General features: G+C 56.3%; 16 protein-coding genes. 9 read left to right on the top strand and 7 right to left on the bottom strand.

The genetic code is table 11. The annotated features are described in order from the left end of the window. Nucleotides 1–13: 13 nt before the first annotated feature. From NATOC_RS14420 to NATOC_RS21170, 5 genes are all read left to right on the top strand, one after another. Nucleotides 14–217 (top strand): hypothetical protein, encoded by a 204-nt coding sequence (locus tag NATOC_RS14420; RefSeq protein WP_015322199.1) that lies wholly within the window; start codon nucleotides 14–16, stop codon nucleotides 215–217. Nucleotides 218–1,166: 949 nt separating this feature from the next. Next, a complete protein-coding gene (locus NATOC_RS14415; protein ID WP_049888786.1) occupies nucleotides 1,167–1,448 on the top strand; it encodes a Rossmann-fold NAD(P)-binding domain-containing protein in 282 nt (93 codons plus the stop codon). Nucleotides 1,449–1,574: 126 nt separating this feature from the next. Further along, a complete protein-coding gene (locus tag NATOC_RS14410; protein ID WP_015322197.1) occupies nucleotides 1,575–2,861 on the top strand; it encodes a polysaccharide pyruvyl transferase family protein in 1,287 nt (428 codons plus the stop codon). Between the two features lie 51 nt (nucleotides 2,862–2,912). Beyond that, nucleotides 2,913–3,647: an AAA family ATPase gene (locus tag NATOC_RS14405; RefSeq protein ID WP_015322196.1), complete on the top strand. Its 735-nt coding sequence runs from the start codon at nucleotides 2,913–2,915 to the stop codon at nucleotides 3,645–3,647. Between the two features lie 107 nt (nucleotides 3,648–3,754). Then, entirely contained in the window at nucleotides 3,755–5,218 is a 1,464-nt protein-coding gene (locus NATOC_RS21170) for a flippase (RefSeq protein WP_015322195.1), read from the top strand. A gap of 25 nt (nucleotides 5,219–5,243) precedes the next feature. Here the strand turns inward: NATOC_RS21170 and NATOC_RS14400 are convergent, their stop codons facing one another. The 4 genes from NATOC_RS14400 to NATOC_RS21955 form a co-directional block, all read right to left on the bottom strand. Next, complete coding sequence (locus NATOC_RS14400) at nucleotides 5,244–5,882, bottom strand: hypothetical protein (RefSeq protein WP_157224632.1); 639 nt, start codon at nucleotides 5,880–5,882, stop codon at nucleotides 5,244–5,246. Between the two features lie 274 nt (nucleotides 5,883–6,156). Next, a complete protein-coding gene (locus NATOC_RS21165; RefSeq protein WP_157224631.1) occupies nucleotides 6,157–7,041 on the bottom strand; it encodes a glycosyltransferase in 885 nt (294 codons plus the stop codon). Nucleotides 7,042–7,138: 97 nt separating this feature from the next. Beyond that, nucleotides 7,139–8,077 carry a glycosyltransferase family 2 protein gene (locus tag NATOC_RS14395; protein WP_015322192.1) on the bottom strand — a complete coding sequence of 313 codons (939 nt, stop codon included), beginning with the start codon at nucleotides 8,075–8,077 and terminating at the stop codon, nucleotides 7,139–7,141. A 252-nt stretch (nucleotides 8,078–8,329) separates the two neighbouring features. Beyond that, entirely contained in the window at nucleotides 8,330–9,586 is a 1,257-nt protein-coding gene (locus tag NATOC_RS21955; RefSeq protein ID WP_157224630.1) for an asparagine synthase-related protein, read from the bottom strand. Nucleotides 9,587–9,693: 107 nt separating this feature from the next. On the opposite strand from NATOC_RS21955, the gene NATOC_RS14390 reads away from it, so the two are divergent. Beyond that, nucleotides 9,694–11,160, top strand: coding sequence for a flippase (locus NATOC_RS14390; protein WP_015322190.1), 1,467 nt, complete (start codon nucleotides 9,694–9,696; stop codon nucleotides 11,158–11,160). A gap of 126 nt (nucleotides 11,161–11,286) precedes the next feature. Here NATOC_RS14390 and NATOC_RS14385 read toward each other — a convergent pair whose 3' ends face one another. After that, nucleotides 11,287–12,126 (bottom strand): succinylglutamate desuccinylase/aspartoacylase family protein, encoded by an 840-nt coding sequence (locus NATOC_RS14385; RefSeq protein WP_015322189.1) that lies wholly within the window; start codon nucleotides 12,124–12,126, stop codon nucleotides 11,287–11,289. A gap of 181 nt (nucleotides 12,127–12,307) precedes the next feature. Further along, nucleotides 12,308–13,012 carry a hypothetical protein gene (locus NATOC_RS14380; RefSeq protein WP_015322188.1) on the bottom strand — a complete coding sequence of 235 codons (705 nt, stop codon included), beginning with the start codon at nucleotides 13,010–13,012 and terminating at the stop codon, nucleotides 12,308–12,310. A 234-nt stretch (nucleotides 13,013–13,246) separates the two neighbouring features. On the opposite strand from NATOC_RS14380, the gene NATOC_RS14375 reads away from it, so the two are divergent. After that, nucleotides 13,247–13,594 (top strand): hypothetical protein, encoded by a 348-nt coding sequence (locus NATOC_RS14375; protein WP_015322187.1) that lies wholly within the window; start codon nucleotides 13,247–13,249, stop codon nucleotides 13,592–13,594. Between the two features lie 406 nt (nucleotides 13,595–14,000). Here NATOC_RS14375 and NATOC_RS14370 read toward each other — a convergent pair whose 3' ends face one another. Further along, a complete protein-coding gene (locus tag NATOC_RS14370) occupies nucleotides 14,001–15,692 on the bottom strand; it encodes an asparagine synthase-related protein (RefSeq protein WP_245549646.1) in 1,692 nt (563 codons plus the stop codon). Nucleotides 15,693–16,401: 709 nt separating this feature from the next. Between NATOC_RS14370 and NATOC_RS14365 the strand changes: the two genes are divergently transcribed. Beyond that, a complete protein-coding gene (locus tag NATOC_RS14365) occupies nucleotides 16,402–20,130 on the top strand; it encodes a hypothetical protein (protein ID WP_015322186.1) in 3,729 nt (1,242 codons plus the stop codon). Between the two features lie 196 nt (nucleotides 20,131–20,326). Beyond that, a complete protein-coding gene (locus tag NATOC_RS14360; protein ID WP_245549645.1) occupies nucleotides 20,327–21,475 on the top strand; it encodes a glycosyltransferase family 4 protein in 1,149 nt (382 codons plus the stop codon). Nucleotides 21,476–21,482 lie beyond the last annotated feature (7 nt).

The following is a 21,482-nucleotide window of genomic DNA, read 5'->3' as shown; positions in this document are numbered from 1 at the left end:
ACGGAGGACTATAGTGGGTACCATCATCGTCGAGCTACAGAACGGCCGTCGCCTCGCGTTCGACGAGGTCGTCGTCTTGGACCGAGAGAACGGGCAGTGGCTCCGGTGTGTCCGCGCGGAGCCGAGCTCTCGCGAGAACCTGCCGGAGACAACGAAGTACTACCACGTCGCGAGCGACGTCGACCAGGTCCGCTGGCGGACGCCGACTTCCGCGTGATCCAGACGACGAGGTGCGACCGGCGTGGCTCCAGCCCTGACGGGGAGGATCGGCACTCACTATGGCGACGAGACCGCGACGTTCCGAGGTCGGGCCTCCAGAGTTGTACGCCGGTCGCAGACAGTGCTGCCGAACGGAGGTTAATTGTACTCGCGTGCGGGACGTTCAGCAGGGAACGATGACGGGTGACCTTGTTGTGCTCGGCACGGGAAGTCTCGCACTGGTTGCCATCCTCCGGATCGCCGTGTGGGGTTTTGCTTCGAGGTTACAAAAGCAGAACGCGGCCTCAACAGGCGACATTGACCCGATCGAGGCTGGATGGCGCCACGGGGCTCGAGCGTCGTGGGTTCGGCGCTACTGGTGGGTCCAACTGTGGGAACCGTTACGTCAGATCCGCCTCACAGTGGCTCGAGGCAATAGCACGGTAGCCGTCGGAACAACGCTCGAGCCGAGCGCGACCAGGGAAGGAGCCTTCCCGCCCGCAAGTGGGGCTCGCGTTTCTTCGGAGCTAATATCTACCCGATCCGCGCTCGGAACGCCGTCGTGTTCTGCCGGTTCGCCTTTCGGAGTCGCCGTGTCGCTCGAGACCCCCCTCCGGATCGGAGGAGTCACTGGAGCCGCCACGGAGAGGACACACGCCGATCAAAACGACGGCACTATCCTCAGCGCGGGGGCACAACTGACGCCGAACCAGGGGTCGTACTGCCACCGCGATATGAGGGCCAGCTCAGTGCTTCTGCGTCCGTTCGACTCGCGTCTCCTGTATCCGCGACTGACAGTCCGCCCATCGTGGCCACGCCGATCGAAGCGCCGGAAAGCACCCCTCGTCGTCTCACCGAGAGATCCATCATCGCAGAGACCATATTGATATAATACCCAGTTCGTTCTTGCGAACCCATCTCGCGAACGACCGACCAAAATCGGCGACTCCAGCGTCGTTCTCACGGCGTTGACTGATCCTGGCACGTCGACGACGGTCTCGACGCCATGCTGCACGTCCTCGAACACGCTGCGGCCCGCTCGCCACGTTCAACCTGGGGACGCGAACTCGACCTCGAGTACACGAACCCCCCGCGAGGCCGACACCGCCCACACCCACGCCGGCATCTCGAAAGCCAACGCCCTGCTGGGCGACGAACCCACGCGGGACAGCCGCGAGGGCGTCCGGGAGGTCATCGACTGGGACCGAACCAACCGCGAGTGGGACGAACCGCTCGTTCTTCAGCCATAATCTATCGACTGTCTCGTGTGTAATCGCTATCAGATTGGTATTCAGTATGGATTTATATTACTGTATTTGCTATATTTTTAGAAGCGCTATGAGAAGAATTATACGCTGGTGAAGTAACTGAGAGATATGAAAAACACAATCGCTAATCTAAGCGAGAAAGCTAGTTTCGTTGGTGGGCTTGGTGCCGAGTTGATAACTGATAAGTTGACTGGAGACGCCCTCGAGTCCGAGGAAACAACAAAGGAATCGATAGTCATCGTGGGCGGTGAACTGTTTAACAAGGGTGCCCAAGCGATGACCTTTACCGTTGTTGATCAACTCTCGCGCCGATTCCCTGAGAAGGACATTTATCTATTTTCTGACAGGGATTTCGAACGAGATCCCACCGAGAAAGAACAGTACGCGTTCACGATCGTTCCTTGGGGTGTTAGCCAGCGTATCGACTCGATGCCCCTTTCACTCACGTATGATGTCCCGAATTCAGTCCACGAAGATGTTCGCTCAATCTTGAATGACTGCTTCTTTATGATCGATATCAACGGCTATGCGCTCACTTCCCAGTGGGGCGTAAAGAAGTCGCTTCTATACATGTCGAACATCGCAATTGCGAAAAAGTACTCCATCCCGCTCTATATCCTTCCGCAGTCGATCGGTCCGTTCGACTACCCCACACCACAGCAATTCCTTCTCGAACCGTTCCTTTCGAACTATCTCCCATATCCAAAAATAATCTGCCCACGTGAGGATGATGGCGTTCGACAGCTTCTCCCGTATACCACTGACAACATCTCTCGGCAGTTCGATATCGTACTTCAATACGATGAGTATAATCTAGAAAATATTTACACTGAGAGACCGTCGATCAAAGAGATCGAGATCGAGTCCGATGCCGTTGGCATCGTCCCGAACGCACGGGTTGCAGAGCGAAAAACCGATGGAGAACTCGACGAGATTTACAGTACCACGATCGAAACACTGCTGGCGGCTGGTTTCGAGGTATACATCCTTCGACACTCAACTGAAGACTTGGCGATCTGTAAAGAGATTCAGCAACTGTTCGATGACACGGAGGCAGTTCACTTGGTAGATGACGACCTCTCGGCGCTCGAATTGGAACGGATCATCGACCAGTTCGAATTCTTGATCGGTTCGCGGTATCACTCGCTCGTTCATGCGTATAAAAACAACACGCCAGTTATTGCAATCGGGTGGGCAATAAAGTATAAAGAACTCCTAGCCGAGTTTGGCCAGGCACAGTACTATTTTGACGGAAGAGAGACTCTCAGTACACAGGAGCTGGAGACCGCGATCTCTCAAATGATCAAAAACAGGAAGGATGAGGCAGCCACGGTCGAACGAAAGCGGGCGGAAATCCTTCGGAACGATCTGATCACCGACCTCTTTGAGAAATAGCCCTGCTTTCGTATCGGTGGTATTATTTCACCCACCTAGTTTTGTACACTTATGACGAAATCTTCCTCTTCGGCTGTTATTGAATTCGCTGGAAACCCAGCTTCAGGAAAATCAACGATTGCTCGCGGACTTGAAGACGATCTCACGGCAACCGCCCTTCCGGCTAATAACCGGACCTATTCGGTAACCCATCAAACGGAGTCTGATCTCACACGTTACGGGATTATTATTAAATTAGCCCTGATAGCACTGATTCGTCATCCGATTCAGTCAACGAAGATCCTTTGGTTGCTCTGTAGGACGAACCAACGTTCCTACGTCGATCTCCTGAAACTGAGTGTATACGCACTATACCTGCGTACCATCTACAGTCGGTCGAGTGCGACAACAGAGATCGAGATTCTTGACCAAGGACTGTTCCAGTTGCTGTGGTCGATACTGCTCACTGGCTCAGACTGCGATAGGACAGTTCTCTATCGACTCCTCGATCAGTTCCCAAGCCCGACGACCCACATCGTCGTATTCGTCGAGACTGACGGCACGAAAGTCGTTTCGCGACTTCAACAGCGGAACACAAACGAGAGCCGACTCGAGGAGATTGCACGAGACCGAGACACGAACGCGGCTGAGATCTGCGATGAAGTCGCTGGAAAGGTGGCTAGGATCATCGAAACCTTTTCGAGAAGGGATTGTTCTATCTGTACACTCACCATCGATACCGAGGACGCAACTGTGGATGAAGCGATCCAAGCAGTGAGTGAGGAAGTGACACGGTATCAGCGGTGAACGCACACCGAGATCCCCCACTGAAGGGTGACACGACGGTCAGATCCCATAAAGAGTTCTATCTCACACCAATAGAATTATCTATTCTGAGATGTCTATAAAACCTCATGTCGATAACTAATAAAATACTCTCTGGATTTAGGATAGATTTGCTATCTAGATTTTCTAAAACAATATCTGGTGGCCTACTTGCTATTGTTCTGGCTCGTTTGTTGGAGCCTTCGGAGTACGGACTGTTGTACCTCTCAATCTCAATATTCACGATAGCGACACTGGCAGGGAAATTGGGACTCGGGAAATCTGCCGCTCGCTATGTGACAGAGTACATCGAGGACGACCCCCAACAAATACCCCATATTATTGAAACCGCAGCTATAGCGTTAGTAATAACGCTGGGAGCAGTTACCATCGGACTGATTGTTGCCCGCGAACACCTCGTAGTGATTTTTGGCGAGCCAGGTTTGGAGCCGTTGCTCCTCGCCGGAGCGGCATACGTCTTTGCAAGCGGTGTTGTCAGCAGCGGACGAAGAATATGCCAGGGGTTTAAGAAAATCAATTGGTCGGCATATATTATGATTCTGGGGGCCGTAATCCGACCAGTCGTTGCAATCGGGTTAGTGCTCGCTGGATTTGGTGCAGTTGGTGCCCTAACAGGCCACGTTATTGGCTCTCTCAGTGCAGCAGCCCTTGCAGTCGGTTTCGTTTATTACCAATATTCTGGATTTGAGAGAGGGGAAATAAAACCCGGGCTTCGTCGACAAGTTGCTGAATATGCAGTTCCGATCTCACTAACACAAAACAGTGATACTGTTATCAAACGCGTAGATATTCTCCTTGTCGGGGCATTTCTGACACCCCTTGCGGTGAGCTATTATGTTGTTGCCAAACAGGTGATGACGTTTCTGAAGGCACCTGCAACATCACTCGGCTACTCTCTAAGTCCGCGGTACAGCGAGCAGTTGCGGCGTGGGAATCTCGACACTGCCTCAAAACTATACAGCGATGCATTGACAGGGGTCCTCTTGTTCTACATTCCAGCGATGGTTGGGTTAGTTATCGTTGCAGAGCCAACGCTTACCCTTCTGTTCGGTTCCGAATACGCTGGTGGGACGGTTGTTCTACAAATTTTGACTGTTTATTTGATTGCACAGGCTGTTGCTTACATCACTGAAGGAGGGCTCGACTATCTCGGCCGAGCAAAGTACCGTGCATACGCAAAAGGTACGACAGCCGTGACCAACCTGCTTCTAAACATTGTTCTCATTCCTACTATTGGAATCGTTGGTGCAGCAATCTCGACCGCCAGCTCGTACGCAGTGTATGTTGCATTTAACGTGTATCTGATGAACCTCGAGTTAGATCTAAACTGGCGCTCCATCGGTCGAAGCTGTGCCAAGATTACTGCCGTCACTGCAGTTATGGCAGTAGCCGTACTACCTGTTGCGTCTACGATTACTGGTCTCGTTTCATTGGTTGCAGTTGTCCTGTTCGGTGGACTCGTCTGGCTTACAGCTAGTATATTAGTTGGATTGATAGAAACACAGGAAGTCCGATCGGCGGTCCCCCTCTAAACTAGAGCTACGAACCGAGAGGTAACTATTCGGGAACGATCTCAGTAACCTCTAAACTATGAATCTTCGCCCGAATCGGTGTGATATCGTCGTCTTCCCAGAGAATGATTGCACACGAACCACGAGGAAACCGTCTTAGGAAATCAACTTCATTGAGGATTGTCTGACCATTAACGGTGAGAGAGAACTGATTGTCGATCGCCTGAATAGTGACATGGTATTCCGCTCCCGTCTTCATCGGGTATGGAACTTTATTTTGGCTATTGTAGAACTCACCATTTAGAACGGTATCATAGTGAAAGTGGCTATCTTGATGCCGAAAGCGATATCGATTGTAGAAGTCATGGTACCGGAATCCGAACTGGAGTTCTTTGAACTGTGACTGCCGCGAAACCACAAACTCCCATTTGAAGTTGCGCCAGATGTGTTCAACAGGGTCCAAGTAGAGGTAGACCCACCGATCCGCTTTTCCGGCGGGAACGTCAACCGAGAACTCACTGTTATTGTTCCATGTGACCCGCTCGTCTGGTTGTTGCTCCGAGTCGAAAACCGTTAGACAGCGGTTCTCTTGCAGCAATCGACGGTGTTCCCAACGATCGACTACTCGGTCCCATTCCTCGTTGTGGTACGTCCAGTTTGGATCTTGGTCCTCAAGCGGATACAAAGTTCGTCCTACTGTCCAACTGTCTCGGCTTGGGAGCGACTGATAGGCCTCTCTACAAGCCGTATATGTCGCTCGTTTCGCTGTTGACTTTACGGTTCGTGTACCGAGTCCTATTCCCTTTTGAAGCAACGATTCGTCACTACTCTTCCGTATTTCGTTGGCCCGGGATAGTTTCTCTTTCATGAAGTTAGGTATACAAGGATGAACGTTATTATATTCTTTCCTATAAAGATAATAATCTTCATTTAGTCACTAAAATAGTAGGCTATTAGTGCTATCTGCTACTGCCAAACCGATGCTTAACCCCTTCTTTTATTATTCCCTTTAGTTTACAGGTTTTCATTATTGTCTCCAGGATATAGAAGACGACAAACATAATAATTGGCTTCTTCTTGCTAAGCCGCTTCCAATACTTCACCGGGTGGGGGGGAAGAATATCTTTTAATTTGAGGGAACTCTCACCATGATTCTGTCTGAGCTGTGCCCGGCCCTCGCCCAGGCGAACACCCTTTGAGAGAATCTCTGAAAACGTCGTTCGTGCAGGATGGCTTAGTTCAATTTCTGGTGCAAAACACTGGGTGTATCCGGCCTTTGCAACGCGCTTTCCGAACTCAGAATCACCACCCGAAGTTACCCGCTGGTCGAACCTCCCTACATCCTCAATAATCGAACGTTTGATTGCTAATCCGCAGGTCGGCGCGAAATCGTGATGGGTTAGATAGAACTCTACAGGAAATGCGCGGGCCTTATTGTATCGTGCTATGAGTCCCTGTTCTGTCTCCGGGATGGTTACTGCGATATCGAGGCCCAAATAATCACAATGAGTGGTAGAGAACTTCTCGACGATCATTTCTACCGTCTCTTCGGGTACGATTACGTCGGCGTCAACGAATACTATAATCTCTCCGGAAGATTTGCTTATACCGGTATTTCTCGCAGCGTACGATCCCTGAACTTCCGTTTCCTGTTCAGCCACCACGATCTCCGGATACTCGTTTGCGTAGTGTTTGATAACCGCTGGCGTTTCATCCGAGGATCCATTATCAACAGCGATGACTTCATATTTGTTTGGGTTATAAGATTGCGCTGTCATCGACCGCAGCGTACCTTCAATCCCAGAGGGGTCATTATAAACCGGGACTATCACAGAGACGTCCATTTCTTTGCGGTTGGTTGTGTCCGTACCTAAATAAGACATTGGCTTACAGGCTCGAGCACCCTTCATTCAGAATATATATATAGTAGTATTCAAGAAGTCAGTTGGCACTGCTTCCAAACACTGTAATGGAAGCGTTCTGGACTTTTGTCTTGATACCTGTTATAACTGCCAACATTACTGTTACAGCGTCTCTAAATTCCGGAAATGATGCTTTTCGCAGATATGTTCCGCCTTTCCTGAAGAGTCCGTTTCGAAAGTAATACTTTGCCAATCTATAGTTGTGAATGCCACTAATATCGAAACCCCGTTGTTCGTACTCCTCGATCAGTGACGAGAACTGCTCCCTGTAGAGTCGGTCCGAACGGACAACGTCTTCCAGCGAGGGGTTCCCGGAATCGTGCTTTCGGAACAGTTCCTCGTCAACGTATGCCAGCTTTCCATGCTGGAGCAACCGAAGCAACAATTCGACATCTTGATGGCGCTGAAACCGTTCGTCGAAGCCATCGAGTGCGTTTAACGTCGCTGTGCGGATCACCAGTGAGGAGGACCCACCGTGGGCGAACTGTTTGGTGAGAAGGTCCTCAATTAGCTCCGTTCCCCCCTCCTGACCGCTTGTCCGCGGAAAGATATTGTCGAACGTTTCGACCAGCCATGAACGCCTCGTTTGATGGAAATCACAGTACGTAGCAACCCAGTCTTCAGACAGTTCCTCTAATCGGGCGACCTGTTTCTCTACTTTCTGTGGCAGCCATTCGTCGTCCGAATCAAGAAATGCGATATATTCTCCGGACGCCGCTTCGATTCCCGTGTTCCGCGCTGCACTCCCGCCACGGTTCTTCTCGTGACGTAGGTACTGAATTTCCGATTCGTATCGTTCTTCGAGTAACTCTCGTGTGCCATCGGTCGAGCAGTCGTCAACGACAATTATCTCAAGGTTGTTGTATGTTTGTCTGAGCGCGCTATCGATGGCTTTTGGCAGCAGGTCTATCCGATTGTACGTGGGAATTACGACACTCACAAGTGGTGGTGTAGCCATTATCACTTTCCTTCAATTGTATACCTGTTAAGTCTAACCCATCCAGTTACCGAGACATCGCTCTGTCTTCTACCACTAACCTCCCCAAACTTTTTTGTTTTCATTTCCGTTAATGGTAATAGCAGTATGGTTGTAGTCCAATCGAACAACCGATCAAAAATAAGTCTAATGATACGACAATCATCACTCGTTAAAGACTCAACATCGGCGTTCTTCATCTAGCAAGAGTATTAGCTATTAATTTATGATTTTCTATACTCGGACTTTGGGAGGCTTTTGATTCTCGTCTTCAACTCGCAAGAACAGTTCCAGGGAGATCAGAAGCTGAATTTCCTTACCGAGGCCACCTTTCCGGAGATGTGTCTTCCACCGATCTGAGACATCTTGCTCAAAGAGGTTGCGGTCTTCAAGACTGGAAATTGCCTCTTGCCCGATCTTTCGGAATCGTCCATCAGATCGGAAAGCGGCGCCGTAGTTCACGTAATTTTCGTGCGGATCAGGGTAATGGATCCCGTCAAAAAGTGCTGCCTTTGCACGCGCATAGAGAACGTTGAAAGCGCCGCATGCGAAGGCAAAATAGCTATTGCGTGAGAGGGGTGCTCCGTAGTTACTATCCGATGGGTACGTATGCGTGCGCTGACAAATGTGGTAGAACACCGATTCGATCAGAGAGCGGTTCTGTCGGTACTTACGCGGTACTCGACACCAAAACTGGACCCATCTGTCGTCTGTATACGGGGCTTCGTACAGTTCTGGATCACAAATCACACCCGGTCCAGTGTTACATCGTTGGCGAACCCCGAGATTCAGTTGCAGATCGTATCCAAGTACATCGGCGGGAAGCCATGGCTCGGATGGAAGCGCCGTCTCCGGTGTGTATTCGTGACTGAGAAGTGGTGAGTCTGTGCTCTTGTTCCAGTCCACAAAATACTGTTGCGCCGCGTTCCATGATGTTGGTCGATTACTCATCAGCTTTCCGCCAGTTAGTGCTCCGTAAAACCCACTCCAGATAACGCTTCGTTCAGCATCCATTCTCTCCGCAGGTAGTGAGTTCGGATACGATTCAAAGATATTTTGATAGGTATCTAACGTCGTAGTATGTGTCTCAAGTGTAGAAAGCGACCACTCCGTTTGTTGGCTTGTGAGGTCGATTTGCTGGTGGTCGACACCGACTTCATTAGCGATCGCGCGAGGAATTTCGAAATCCCATGTACCAGGAGAGCCATAGCTAACTGTCGTTATATTCTCTGTGGCAACATGTTCTAAGAGTGCCTCGAGAAGGATACGTGAATCAAGTCCACTACTTAACGGAATAATATGTTGGGTTTCTCTGGGAAGCGCTGCTACCCGCTCGGCGAGAATCGTATGCAGAAGATCAGTCGCACGGGACGTGAGTTCGGGGACATCGTCACGATAGGATTCCCTTGGTGGGTTTGCCAGTAGAGTCTCGGGGAGGCCGACTACCTCCGGATCTATTTCACACCCATAGAACAAAAAATCATCAACCACATGAGATGTTCTCATTCTTCGGAGGTTAATTTATTCCTGGCCCTATTGATCCTTTTGATGCAGTCAGATCGGTAGAATTAGCACACCCGATACTCGAACGGAGACCAATGGGCCGGGCAGATGTGGTCGCGAGTCGCCTTCGTGCCGAGACAATCGGTCAGTTCGTACACGCTGGAGCAACGGCACTGTTGTATGTCGTTCTCGCACGGCTTCTATCACCGGATGCGTATGGCCTGGTTTTCCTTGCGCTCGCGGTTGTTCAGGTTTCACGGGTGATTAGTGACTGGGGGATCGGAAAATCGACGGCACGATACGTCTCGGAGTACCGGATCGATGATCCAACCCAGATACGTCATATTCTCGAGTTCGGCGGTGCGGTCGCGGTCGTTTCCGTCGCGCTTGTTGGGACTGTGCTATATACTGGTGCTGACTCGCTTGCAACACTGGTCGGAACGCCCGCCGTAGCCCCCTATCTCCAAGTCGGGACGATCGTTCTGGTGACTTTCGCCTGTATCTCGTATCTCCGCGCAGTGTTTCAGGGTGCCGAACAGATCGAGTACGCAGGCCTCGTTCAGGGGCTCGAGGGACTCCTTCGGCTGCTGTTCGCGACGGTCTTTGCACTCCTTGGCACGGGTGGGATCGGGGCGCTGGCCGGGTTTGCTGTCGGCGGTGTTATCGCCTGTCTGATCGGGGTGACAACGTTCTATCGCAAGACGTATCGGCCCCATCTCGACGAGGTCGGACCGGTCGAGGACGGTCTCCGGAGGCGGATCGTCGAGTATGCGCTGCCGTTAGCAGCGACCCGTGGTGCGAACCAGCTCGACAAACAGGTCGACACCGTCCTCGTTGGTGCGATTCTGACCCCTGTCGCGGTAGCGTACTATTCGCTTGCCAAACAAGTCGTCACGATCGTCGACCGTCCAGCGAAAATTCTCGGGTTCGTGATCGCTCCGACGCTTTCAGCGGATAACGCTGCGGGTGATACCGAGACCGTCCGTCGGCTCTACGAGGAGGCGCTTGGCTATATGCTGATGTTGTACATCCCAGCCGGCGTTGGACTCGTGCTCGTCGCCGAGCCGGTGATCGTACTGGCGTTCGGATCGGAGTACGCCGGTGCAGCACCTGTGCTCCAGATCCTCGCGATGTATGCGTCGTTTCAGGGGGTCCTCCGGATCACGAGCGAGGCACTGGATTATCTCGGGCGAGCAAAGACGCGTGCCTACGCCCGTGGATCGGCTGCCGTTGCCAACGTCGTTCTGACCGTTATCCTGCTCCCGATCATGGGTGTTGTCGGTGCAGCATGGGCAACGATTATCACCCACTCGCTGTACACGGGTGTGAATCTCCTGATTATGTATCGGGAGATCCGGTTTGACGTCTCCACTATCGGTTGGACCGTCGCTCGGACGACCGCGATAACTGCCGCGATGGCGGGTGTCGTGGTTGCTGTTCTTGCATTGACGACAGCGGCGTGGATTGCACTTCCTGCTATTCTCGCCGGAGTTGCTGTCTGGGCTCTCGGTGTTCATTCGACCGGGTTACTCGATCTGCGCCGTGTTTCGGCAGTGATGTAACGCGATTCACAACGACGTCGTGAGTGGGTTTCAGTTTCGTGAGACGACCCCGTGCCCTCACGAAGCGAGACGAGAGCTTACGGGTTACCGCTGTTGTCGTGTCTCCGGTCCGTATGCGAGCGGGCGCTATTCCGGCGTGTACTCGACCTCGATACCGTGGTTCTCGAGTAGTTCCGCGGCGACTGCTTCGGACCACCTGGTCCGAGTCGCGAGATCGGTATCGTGACGGGTCACCTCCGTCAGATAGCCGGCTCGGTCGAGATCGGCCGCGACCTTGTGGATGAGACGCGGATGTTCACCGCCGAGCGTATTCCCGAGCGTGAACTCGTAGGCGCTGTCGTACTCCTCGGACGCGGAGATCAGTTTCTCGTTCAGCGAGCGGTTGACCCGCCCTGCGATCTCCCGGGAGCCACCCGCGGCGGACGGAAAAATCGCCTGCCCGAACCCGCTTGGCCCCCGCGAGGAGCCCCAGATCCCCATCGAGCTGTGCATATCGATGACGGCCGCGGGATCCAGTTCGGTGATGAACTCCCAGAGCGCCGCGGCGATCGGTGTCGTCGGCGACCGGCCGGCCGGGAACTGCTGGTTGAGATCGCCGTCGGGACCGCTGTAGGTCTGGGCTCTGACCGCGGGCGCGTTGGCCTCGGGGATCACGACGAGTGTCCCCTGCTCGAACGCCCACTCGCGGACCGTATGTGCGGCGTCGACACCGGCGGTCTCGCTGCCGTGAACGCCACCGAGGACGACCACCGTCTCGCCCGCCGCCGGTGCCTCGCGGATGTAGGCCGGCGTCTCATACCGCGTCCCCGAACGCAGCGTCCGGACCTCCTCCGTCACCGACTCTTCGCCGCTGACCGTCCCGAACGTGACGGCTCCGAGCGTCGTCGCCGAGCCGCCGACGATGAGCGCCCGTCGGCTGGTCGTTGATCGCTGCTGTGAGTGCTTCGTTGCCGGTCTATCTTTCATCGTAACAATTCAATGTGAATTGATGATAGTATATAAAATCAGTACAATTCATGGAGGGAGTAAGAACTATATATGAGGTGTCAAGACACATACCGCTCGGTAGCAAAGGCCAACCGATCCACAGGTCGTAGCCTGAACGGAGAGCCCCAAGACAGGCTACCGCTGGGCTGTCCGTCTCAACTCACTCCTCGACGATCCGGTCCGCTTCGAACTCGACGCGGTATGCAGCCGTCTCAGCACACTGATCGAGCGAGAACGAATGCTCGGAGCTGTTCTCCGGGTCCAGACTGAACCGGGCAACATCACTGGCGAGGTGACTCCCATCGGCGTCGGTGATCAGACCGATCCCTTCGTAGTAGAGCTCGGCGGTCGCCGACGTGTTTTCCATTTCGACGTTGATATTACAGAGGTGTGATCCCTCGTCGGACTCCCAGACGAACTCGTGGTCGACCTCGAGCAACCCCTCGAGTTCGTCATCGAACACGAGCTCTGCGTCTAGCTCGTCCGGCTCCGAGGGGTCGTCAGCGGCCTCGTCCTCGTCTGTGTCGTCGGTTTCATCCTCTTCTTCGTCCTCCGGTTCCTCGTCAGCGTCTTCGTCGTCGGCTGGTTCCTCGTCCGGCTCCTCCTCGGTTTCGTTATCGACCGGTTCATCGTCGTCGGCTGGTTCCTCGTCATCGACGTCCTCGTCCGTCCCCTCTCCGGGTTCGTCATCGGTCGGCTCGTCGTCGTCATCGGCCGGTTCTTCATCGTCGGCCGGCTCATCGTCATCCTCGACCGTTGCCTCGTCATCAGTCTCATCCGACTCCTCCTCGTCGGGTGATGTACAGCCGGCAAGGGCTCCAACCATCGAAGCACCCGCGACTTTCGTGAAAAGTCGTCTGTCCATACTTGTATATTTCTCCCTCGGTTAATAAATCTATTCAATAAAACTGAAAACATAATATCATAGTAGTATTATGCCATATTTCATACGAAGAGGCGGTCTCCATTTGTACAAGGTGAGACGTGAATCGAGGTGCTGTAGTTCACTTCTCTTGTGACAGGTTTTGTGTTACTTTTTGATTGGTATGATCCTGAAGCGGACAGATTAATAACAGTTGATGTTTTGTAATCAACTGGTATGCGATCAGTTACACGAGTCGGCGCTGCGGGAATCGCACTGGTGCTTGCGATTAGCCTCCTCTCGATGGGGGCAGTCGCTGGTGGCCAGAGTGCCGACGTAACACAGATCAGCAGTATCGACTTCACAGTGGAGGATCGACACGCCTCGATCGAAGACGTCGAACTATCGGGACCCGGACTGCCATCGATCGACATCGATGAGCGAACCTTCGAGCTCGACTCCGCGGAAATCCAAACCGACGGATTCCTGGTCGAGTTCGGTGAGACGACCTACGAGATCTGTAGCGTTGATATCCAGTTCGACGACGTTACACTGACGGTCTCGGACGTCTCGATCAACGCCTAGACCAGACCAATCGGATCGGCAACGGTCCTGTGGACCGTTTTCGGACACTCCCTCCGGTTGAGTGACGCTCGTTCCCGATCGTCCTCCGGCGGTACCGCTGAACAGCGCGAAAGCCCACGACTGAAGTCGTGGGCTGAAGCGTGTACGCTTGACGCGACCTCGAACCGGACGTTCGCGTACCGAGGTCGAGGGACGGAGGTAGATGAAGCCCGCTCTCGCGCTCGGGGGTCGTACTGTCGCGACCCACAACGCGGGTCGCTCTCGGAGGCGAAGAGAGCGGACCCGCGACCCTCCTCAACCCCGGCTGTGAGGGGTCCCAGACGACTGCAGTCGTGGGCGGACGTCAGGAACCGCCGTCACGGCGTCCTTGGCGGGACCGAACCGCAAGACGGCCGAGATACGTTGCTCAGAGGCTCTCGTCGGGCTGTGTCTGCCGGCAGCCAACTGCTGTCTCCTTTGCGTTGACGTCGCCGTCGAGAAGCGTTTCGGTTACCGGCATCGTCAACATCGTCAACAGCGTGTAGAGCTCGCCGATATAGTTCTCTCCCGCACAGTGCTCGCGGTACAGTTCGCGGATCGCGTTCGCGTCCGGACCGGGCGACGCGTCGGCCAGCCGTCCGTACTCGTCGAGCACGTCGGTCGGGAACTCGAACGAGCGAAGCAGTGCAGCGTCGTCCAGCCACGGCCCGTTGGTCAGGTACGGCTCCGGCGGTGAGTGAGCGGAGAGCTGTTTCTGCCAGAACTCGAGGAGGTGTTCGCCGACGTACTGGGCCGGAAACGGCCGCGAAAGCGCCACACCGGTACTGGCGTGGGGGACCGCCGCGAGAGCGGGAGCCAGCCGAGCCACCGCCTGCCCGACGAGATCCCGTCGGAGGCGGTACCGGGGTGGCAGCGACAGCGAGAGCTCCAGCAGTCGGTTGTCGAGAAACGGCGACCGGTAAGGGAGCGTCCGGCGCAGATTGCCGTGCACCCGCATGTCGTCGTCGTTCGACAGCGGATAGCAGTTCCCGTAGTAGACCACGTCCTCGAGCGAGTCGTAGGTGACGCCGTGGTGGACGATCCGGTCACCGTCACGGTAGATGTTCGATTCGAGGATCGTTCGGAGATCGGTCGGCAGTTCGAGAGCATCGTGGGCGCGTTCGAGCAGGAGCTCGATGTACGCGTCGAGACTCTCGATCGAACGCTCGATCGGCACCGTCATCGAACCCAGCGGGCCGAGCGAGAGCGTCGGTGAGGGCACGCTGTAGCCGCTGAACAGCGAGTCGGCGTACAGTCCCGACAGCAGCCCGTCGACCCGATCGGTGATCTCGGCCTCGAACCCGCTCGTGTAGGGCTGGCTGAACCAGCCGTTGAACGAATCGGCCCACCGGTTGCGCTCGAGCGCGTCGATCCGATACGCCGCGCTACGCTCGAGCAACTCGAACTCAGCACCGGCCTGGAGGGCGATCTGAACCGCGATCCGGGCCTCACGATTGATCCAGTCGTTCATGTGGAACGCGGTCGCGTCGTCGAGGGCGGCCAGGATGAGTCGCGAATCCCGACCGCCGGATAACAACACCCCGTACTCGTGGTCGTCGCGTGTCCACTCGTCGATCACCGTCTGAAACCGATCGGTGAACTCCTCGACGAACCACTCGAAGGACGCCGCACGCGGCTGGTATCGCGGGCGCCAGTACTGTTCGGTCCGGATCACGCCGTCGCCGAGCGCGATCGCGGTGACCGTCCCGGGCTCGAGCGTCTCGATCCCCTCGAGCGGTGTTTTGACGCCGAACGTGCGTCGGAACGCGAGATACTCGTGCAGGTAGGCCGGATGATACGCGGTGTCGACGGCCGGATGGAACGGGAGATACTGAATGTTCGTCGAGAAGACGACGGCGCCGTCGTTGGTCCGCGTCCAGTAGATCGGGACCGTCCCAAACCGGTCGGTACAGATGGTAAAACGTCCGCGACTCTCATCGTAGAGCAACAACGTATAGTTCCCGTTGAGCCCCTCGAGGAACTCAAAGCCCGTCCGTTCATAGAGGGACAGACAGAACTCTGCGGAGTTGAGTTGGCTGGGCCGGGATCTGTACGTCTCCGAACCGTTATTCCCGGCCATAGACCTCACCAACGAGCCAGCACCGAACCGATTCGGTACCGGCGGCTACCGGCTGACGACTGCGCCGTCGAGTCGTTGCAACTGCGAGGTCGGCGGTCGTGTACTGCGACGATGGCGTCTCGGGAAGCCACTCCTCGAACACACCCTGCTCGAGTGCCTCGTCGGGAGAACCCACACCATGTACTCCTGTCATCGAAAACCACGCGTGAGAGAGTTCCCAGAATCACCGCCGATAACCCCAACACAGCTACCGATCCTCGTCATCTCTATCTTATAGAGATGAGTGTGAGACATAAGTTTTTCCACCAAAGATTGGAAATACTATACAAAACTACCGGGGGCGCCTCGCGAAAGCGACCGCGCTACGGCAACTTCCACAGCTGAGTTCGGACGGGAGAGGACGCCATCCACCGCTCGCGCAGGCAGTGTCGCTCTCACTTGTACTGTTAAAGTGATAGGATAAATATCCTTCTATGTTTCTTGAAGAGCAAATACTTTATATTATGGGTTATTCTATCTTTAGGTAATATAGTCTATCCGAACGACGATCAGATCACTAACTGAACGCCACAATAGTATAGTTTCAGGAATTAATCTAGCAGCAATACAACTAATAGAAGACAACAATGGGACGACTACGGGAAACCCGACACACCGGGAACGGAACGGGTGGCACGAGTAATGCGACGAGAGGCGCGGGGGTGGCGGCATGAGCGAAGCAGTACTTGACCTCACAGACGACGACCATCAACAGAGTCTGAACAACCGATCCGGCTTCGAGTTCGAGACGACCGAGGCCATCAACGGGCTCGAGTGTCGCCTCTCTGCGTGGACGACGGGTGCGCTTACAGCCTACCTGACTGACGGGTCAGGTAACATCATCGAGCGCCAGTCGATCGCGACGCTCGATCCGGGTGAGACGTTTACGTTCGAGACTGCACTCGAGGCAGATGAGACCTACTGGGTGCTCTGTGACGCTCGGGGGCGGGAGTACGTCCGGGGTCGAGCGGCGGTCGACTACCCGATCGAGAGCAGTTCGCTGGTCGCGACGACCGGCGTGTTCGCCGGTGATGGGGCAACAACGGGCAGCTACCGGTACTGTATCGATCGGATCAGCCCAGCGTTCGGTGGCGAGACGCTTGACCTCGGCAGCGACGAAGAGGGCCAGTCGTGGAGCAGTTTGGATGAGCCCTCGGGTGTTCGCGTGCAGGCGACCACGGATCTCGCGGCGTTCGAGTGCCGGCTCTCTGCAGCGACCAGCGGCGTGACCGAGGCGTATCTGACCGACGATTCGGGGGAGGTGATCGACCAGCAGTCGATCGCCGGGCTCGGAAGCGGGGCGACCTTCTCGTTCGATACCGGGCTCGTCGCCGATGAGACCTACTGGATCCTGTGTGACGCCGACGGCGACAGCTACGTTCGGGGTCGCACTGGGGTCGACTACCCGCTGGAGAGCAACTCGCTCATCGCAACGCATGGGATCTACAGCGGCGATATGCAGAGCGGAAGCTACCGCTACTGTATCGACCAGATTCTGATTCCAGACGTCAGCGAGCCAACCGGGCAGGCACTGGACCTCGGGGCCGACGACGAGGGCCAGACCTGGGCCAGTCTGGACGACTGGGCCGGCGTTCGGGTCCAGGTCACCGAAGCGATCCACGGGCTCGAATGTCGGCTTTCGACGGAGACGGAGGACGTTACGACGGCATATCTGACGACCGATAACGGGGACGTCCTCGAGCGACAGACCGTCGAAACACTGGACGGTGGTGAGACGTTTGCGTTCGAGAGTTCGCTCGATCCCGGCGAGGCCTACCGCATCGTCTTCGACGCCCGCGGCCGCAGCTACGTTCGTGGTCGAGCAGCGGCCGACTACCCGATCGAGGGGGCCGCCTTGGAGGTCACCCACGGCATCTACGGCGGCAATTTGCTGACCGAAAGCTATCGGTACTGTCTCGATCGAATCGTTCCCCAGCAGACGAGCGTTGTGACGCCGGACGCGCCAGATATGACAGACCTCCTCGATCTTGGTCCGGACGACGAGGCCCAGTCCGGTTTCACAAGTTGGTCCGGGGTTCGCGTCGAGCTCACAGACCCCGTTCATGGGATCCAGTGTCGGCTTTCCGACGAAACGGACGTTACCACCGCTTACCTCACCGACGATTCCGGCAACGTCCTCTCCCAACAGTCGGTCGCTGATCTCGACTCGGGTGAGACGTTCGTCTTCGATGATGTACTGGCCGACGGTGAAGCGTACTGGGTGCTCTGTGACAGCGACGGCGAGAGCTACACTCGTGGCCGGGCGGAAGTCGAGTATCCGATCGAGAGCGACAGTTTCGTCGCAACACACGGGATCTACACTGGCGAGTCGCTCTCGGATAGCTACCGGTACTGTGTCGATCAGATCGAGACGCTTCAGGGCCGGGATGACGTAGATACACTAAGCCTAGGCAGCGATGAGGAGGCCCAGTCCGGCTTCACGAGTTGGTCCGGGGTTCGCGTCGAGATCACGGAAGCGGCCCACGGCCTGCAGTGTCGGCTCTCCGCCGACACCGACGTTACTACTGCCTACCTCACCGACGACGCCGGTAACGTCCTCTCTCAGCAGTCGGTGGCTGATCTGGACCCGGGTGAGACGTTCATGTTCGATACCGGGCTCGGCGTCGGTGAGGCATACTGGATTCTGTGTGACGGAGGGAGTGATTCCTATACCCGGGGTCGCACAGCAGTCGACTACCCGATCGAGAGCGATCATCTCTCGGCAACGCACGGCATCTACACCGGTGAGTCGTTCTCCGACGACTACCGGTACTGCATCGATCAAATCCAAACGGTCCAAGCGAGCGCGAGCGTTGATACGCTCGGGCTTGGAAGCGACGAGGAAGCCCAATCCGGGTTTACGGACTGGTCAGGTGTTCGGATTCAAGCAACGGAGGCCGTTCGCAGTCTGCAGTGTCGCCTCTCAGGGGAGACAGACGTCACGACGGCATACCTGACGGACGATTCCGGAAACGTGCTCCGCCAGCAGTCGCTCGAGAATCACAACCCGGGCGATACGTTCGTCTTCGACGTCGCCCTCGGGGCTGGAGAAGTCTGTTGGGTGCTGTGTGACGGTGACGGTGACAGCTACACCCGTGGTCGAGCGGCAGCCGACTACCCGCTCGAGAGCGAGTTCCTCTCGGTGACACACGGCGTCTACACTGGCACCTCCCTCTCCAACAACTATCGGTACTGTATCGACCAGATCCAGACGAATCTGGCGGGTGGTGGACTAACGTCATCCCTCGAGAACCGGTCGCTTGACGTGACGACCGTCGACGTCGTCGACGAGCCCGCGATCAACGAGAACGGAGATCTGGCCGCGGAACTCCTCACGTACCTCAACGCCCAACCCGAGGTCAACCACGAGTTCGTCCTACCGGCGGGGACCTACGACTGGAACACCGAGTTCGTTCTCTACGAGCCGATCGAGTACCTCGAGATCAGGGGCGATCCCCGCGCAACACTCCAGATCCGGAACCACGACGTCGACATCGCCTTCGAACTCGGGCTGTGGGGCGACGACAACCCGCCCCAGCACGTCGTGCTCCAGGATCTCGACGTCGATATCGCGGACGAACCGGAGCGGGACGCCGGCCTCATTACGGCCCACGTCGGACGCTGTCTCATCGACAACGTCGAACTCGTCGGCCAGCGCTGGCGCCACGGCCCGCAGGGCGGCGGTCGGTACACGTGTCTGATCAACACGCGCGATCCGGCGATGCTCTCGCTGGTCCGCAACCTCAGCTTCCCCGACGGCGAGATCGCCGATTCCAGCGAGCCCTCGGTCGGCCACTCGATCGGGTTCAGCGCCGACCCGCCACACGAGGGGATCAACGTCTGGCAGCAGTGTTACGTCGAGGACTACGTCGACAACGGGTTCTACGTGAGCAACAGCGTGGGCGAGAACCTCATCGTCCACGGGACGGCGGTCAACTGTGGGAACGGCACCCTCCGGCTCGGTGCCGCCGACGAAGCCCGGGACTGTAAGGTCCTGCTGGACGCGGCCTCCGAGCAGATCTACCCCGGCGCCGGCCTCTGGCTCCAGGGTGGCGAACCGCTTGCCGAACGGATCGAGGTCGACGGCAGTGACGCCCAGAACGACATCGTCCGGATCAACAGCGACGCCGACGGCGGGTATATCACCGACCTCGACGTCTTCTGTGGGCCGACCGTCGACGCACCGGCGATCCGGTGTACGTACACCAGTGACACGGATCCGTCCGGCGTCCTCATCGAGGATTTCACCGTCGAGGACGTGACCACGGCGAACGATAACGCGAGCGTTCGAGTGCGACGACCCGATATCGCGCTGAGTTCCGGGGTCATCAACGCCGCGTACCGACCCACGCTCGGTGGCGCCTACGATCCGGATCTCGAGGACGTCGATTTACTGTAGGCGTCTGGGTTAACTCCCCTTTGAACTACGCGAGAGGGGTTCGCTCTCCCGACTCGACGTGGACCCGGCTATCGCAAGCCGGATTCTGTATTATTCACAAGATAAATCAACATTCGAAAAATGTATGTCCCTACTTGATGAGGAATCAGACACAATGAACATAATGCGTGTCGTCCCAAGTCTTTATCCGGAGAAGATGGGGGGGATCGGACTCCATGCGCACCACCTCTCGAGGCTGCAGGCCGAGGACGGACACGACATCACCGTCTACACGTCCGACAACGGTGATTCGTCGCTCCCGGGCTGTGAGACTCGCGACGGGTACAAGGTGAAGCGCTATCGGCAGGTCGCCCGGCCGATGAACAACACGATCACGCCCGGAATCGTTTCGGATCTCGTCAAGGAAGCGGAACAGTACGACGTCGTCCATATTCACTCGCATCTTTACTTCTCAAGTGTCGTGGCCGCACTGGCGTCGCAGCTACGCGACAAGCCAACGGTACTAACGAATCACGGGCTGATATCGCAAAGCGTTCCGAAGTGGATCCAGCTCACCTACCTGCCGACCGTCGGACGCCTCGCGTTCGAATCCGCGGACAGAATCCTCTGTTATCACGAGCGGGATCGAAACGAACTGCTCGATCGAGGGGTCAACACCGAGATCGACGTGATCCACAACGGGATCGACTGCGAGCAGTTCGCGCCGACGGCGACCGACGGTGGCTCCGCCTCGAACGCTGTCGACGATAACACCGAGGCACCGTACGTCGCGTTCGTTGGTCGCCTCCAGCCCGGGAAAGGAGCCCACTACCTCATCGACGCGTTCGCTCGGATCGCCGACTCGTACCCGGAGCGCGAGCTCGTCCTCGTCGGCGACGGTCCGCAGCGCGAGGAACTCGAGGACCTCGCACGCGAAGCGGGGATCCGCGATCGCGTCGAGTTCATGGGAGAAATGCCGAACGAGGCGATCCCCGGCGTCGTCGGCGAAGCGGACCTGTTCGCGCTGCCGAGTCTCGCCGAGGGGATGCCTCGGACTGTCCTCGAGGCGCTCGCCTGCGAGACGCCGGTCGTGACGACGGACCTCAAACAGCTCCGGCCGCTCGTCGAGGACGTCGGCCAGCTCGTCCCGCCCGAGTCACCCGCGGAGCTCGCCGACGCGCTCGACGAGTTCCTCGGAATGGATTCGGAACAACGAGCGCAGATGGGCAAGCGAGGCCGTGAGAAGATTCTGGACGGCTACTCCTGGCGGGATACCGTCCAGCAGACGACGGCCGTCTACCGGGAGATCGTGGACGAACCCCCTGGAGAGTCCCAGCCCGTCGCCAGCAGTAGTTCGGCGGACTGACGCCACT

The sequence above is a fragment of the Natronococcus occultus SP4 genome, from assembly GCF_000328685.1.
GTDB classification, from domain to species: domain Archaea; phylum Halobacteriota; class Halobacteria; order Halobacteriales; family Natrialbaceae; genus Natronococcus; species Natronococcus occultus.
This window is presented reverse-complemented; position numbering and strand designations above follow the sequence as displayed.

Excerpts from the sequence above, each read along its gene's own strand:
- NATOC_RS14390 (WP_015322190.1), top strand. The coding sequence starts at position 9,694 with ATGGGCCGGGCAGATGTGGTCGCGAGTCGCCTTCGTGCCGAGACAATC.
- NATOC_RS14365 (WP_015322186.1), top strand. The coding sequence starts at position 16,402 with ATGAGCGAAGCAGTACTTGACCTCACAGACGACGACCATCAACAGAGT.
- NATOC_RS21165 (WP_157224631.1), bottom strand. The coding sequence starts at position 7,041 with ATGGACGTCTCTGTGATAGTCCCGGTTTATAATGACCCCTCTGGGATT.
- NATOC_RS14405 (WP_015322196.1), top strand. The coding sequence starts at position 2,913 with ATGACGAAATCTTCCTCTTCGGCTGTTATTGAATTCGCTGGAAACCCA.
- NATOC_RS14385 (WP_015322189.1), bottom strand. The coding sequence starts at position 12,126 with ATGAAAGATAGACCGGCAACGAAGCACTCACAGCAGCGATCAACGACC.
- NATOC_RS14410 (WP_015322197.1), top strand. The coding sequence starts at position 1,575 with ATGAAAAACACAATCGCTAATCTAAGCGAGAAAGCTAGTTTCGTTGGT.
- NATOC_RS14370 (WP_245549646.1), bottom strand. The coding sequence starts at position 15,692 with ATGGCCGGGAATAACGGTTCGGAGACGTACAGATCCCGGCCCAGCCAA.
- NATOC_RS14375 (WP_015322187.1), top strand. The coding sequence starts at position 13,247 with ATGCGATCAGTTACACGAGTCGGCGCTGCGGGAATCGCACTGGTGCTT.
- NATOC_RS14395 (WP_015322192.1), bottom strand. The coding sequence starts at position 8,077 with ATGGCTACACCACCACTTGTGAGTGTCGTAATTCCCACGTACAATCGG.
- NATOC_RS14380 (WP_015322188.1), bottom strand. The coding sequence starts at position 13,012 with ATGGACAGACGACTTTTCACGAAAGTCGCGGGTGCTTCGATGGTTGGA.
- NATOC_RS14360 (WP_245549645.1), top strand. The coding sequence starts at position 20,327 with ATGGGGGGGATCGGACTCCATGCGCACCACCTCTCGAGGCTGCAGGCC.
- NATOC_RS21170 (WP_015322195.1), top strand. The coding sequence starts at position 3,755 with ATGTCGATAACTAATAAAATACTCTCTGGATTTAGGATAGATTTGCTA.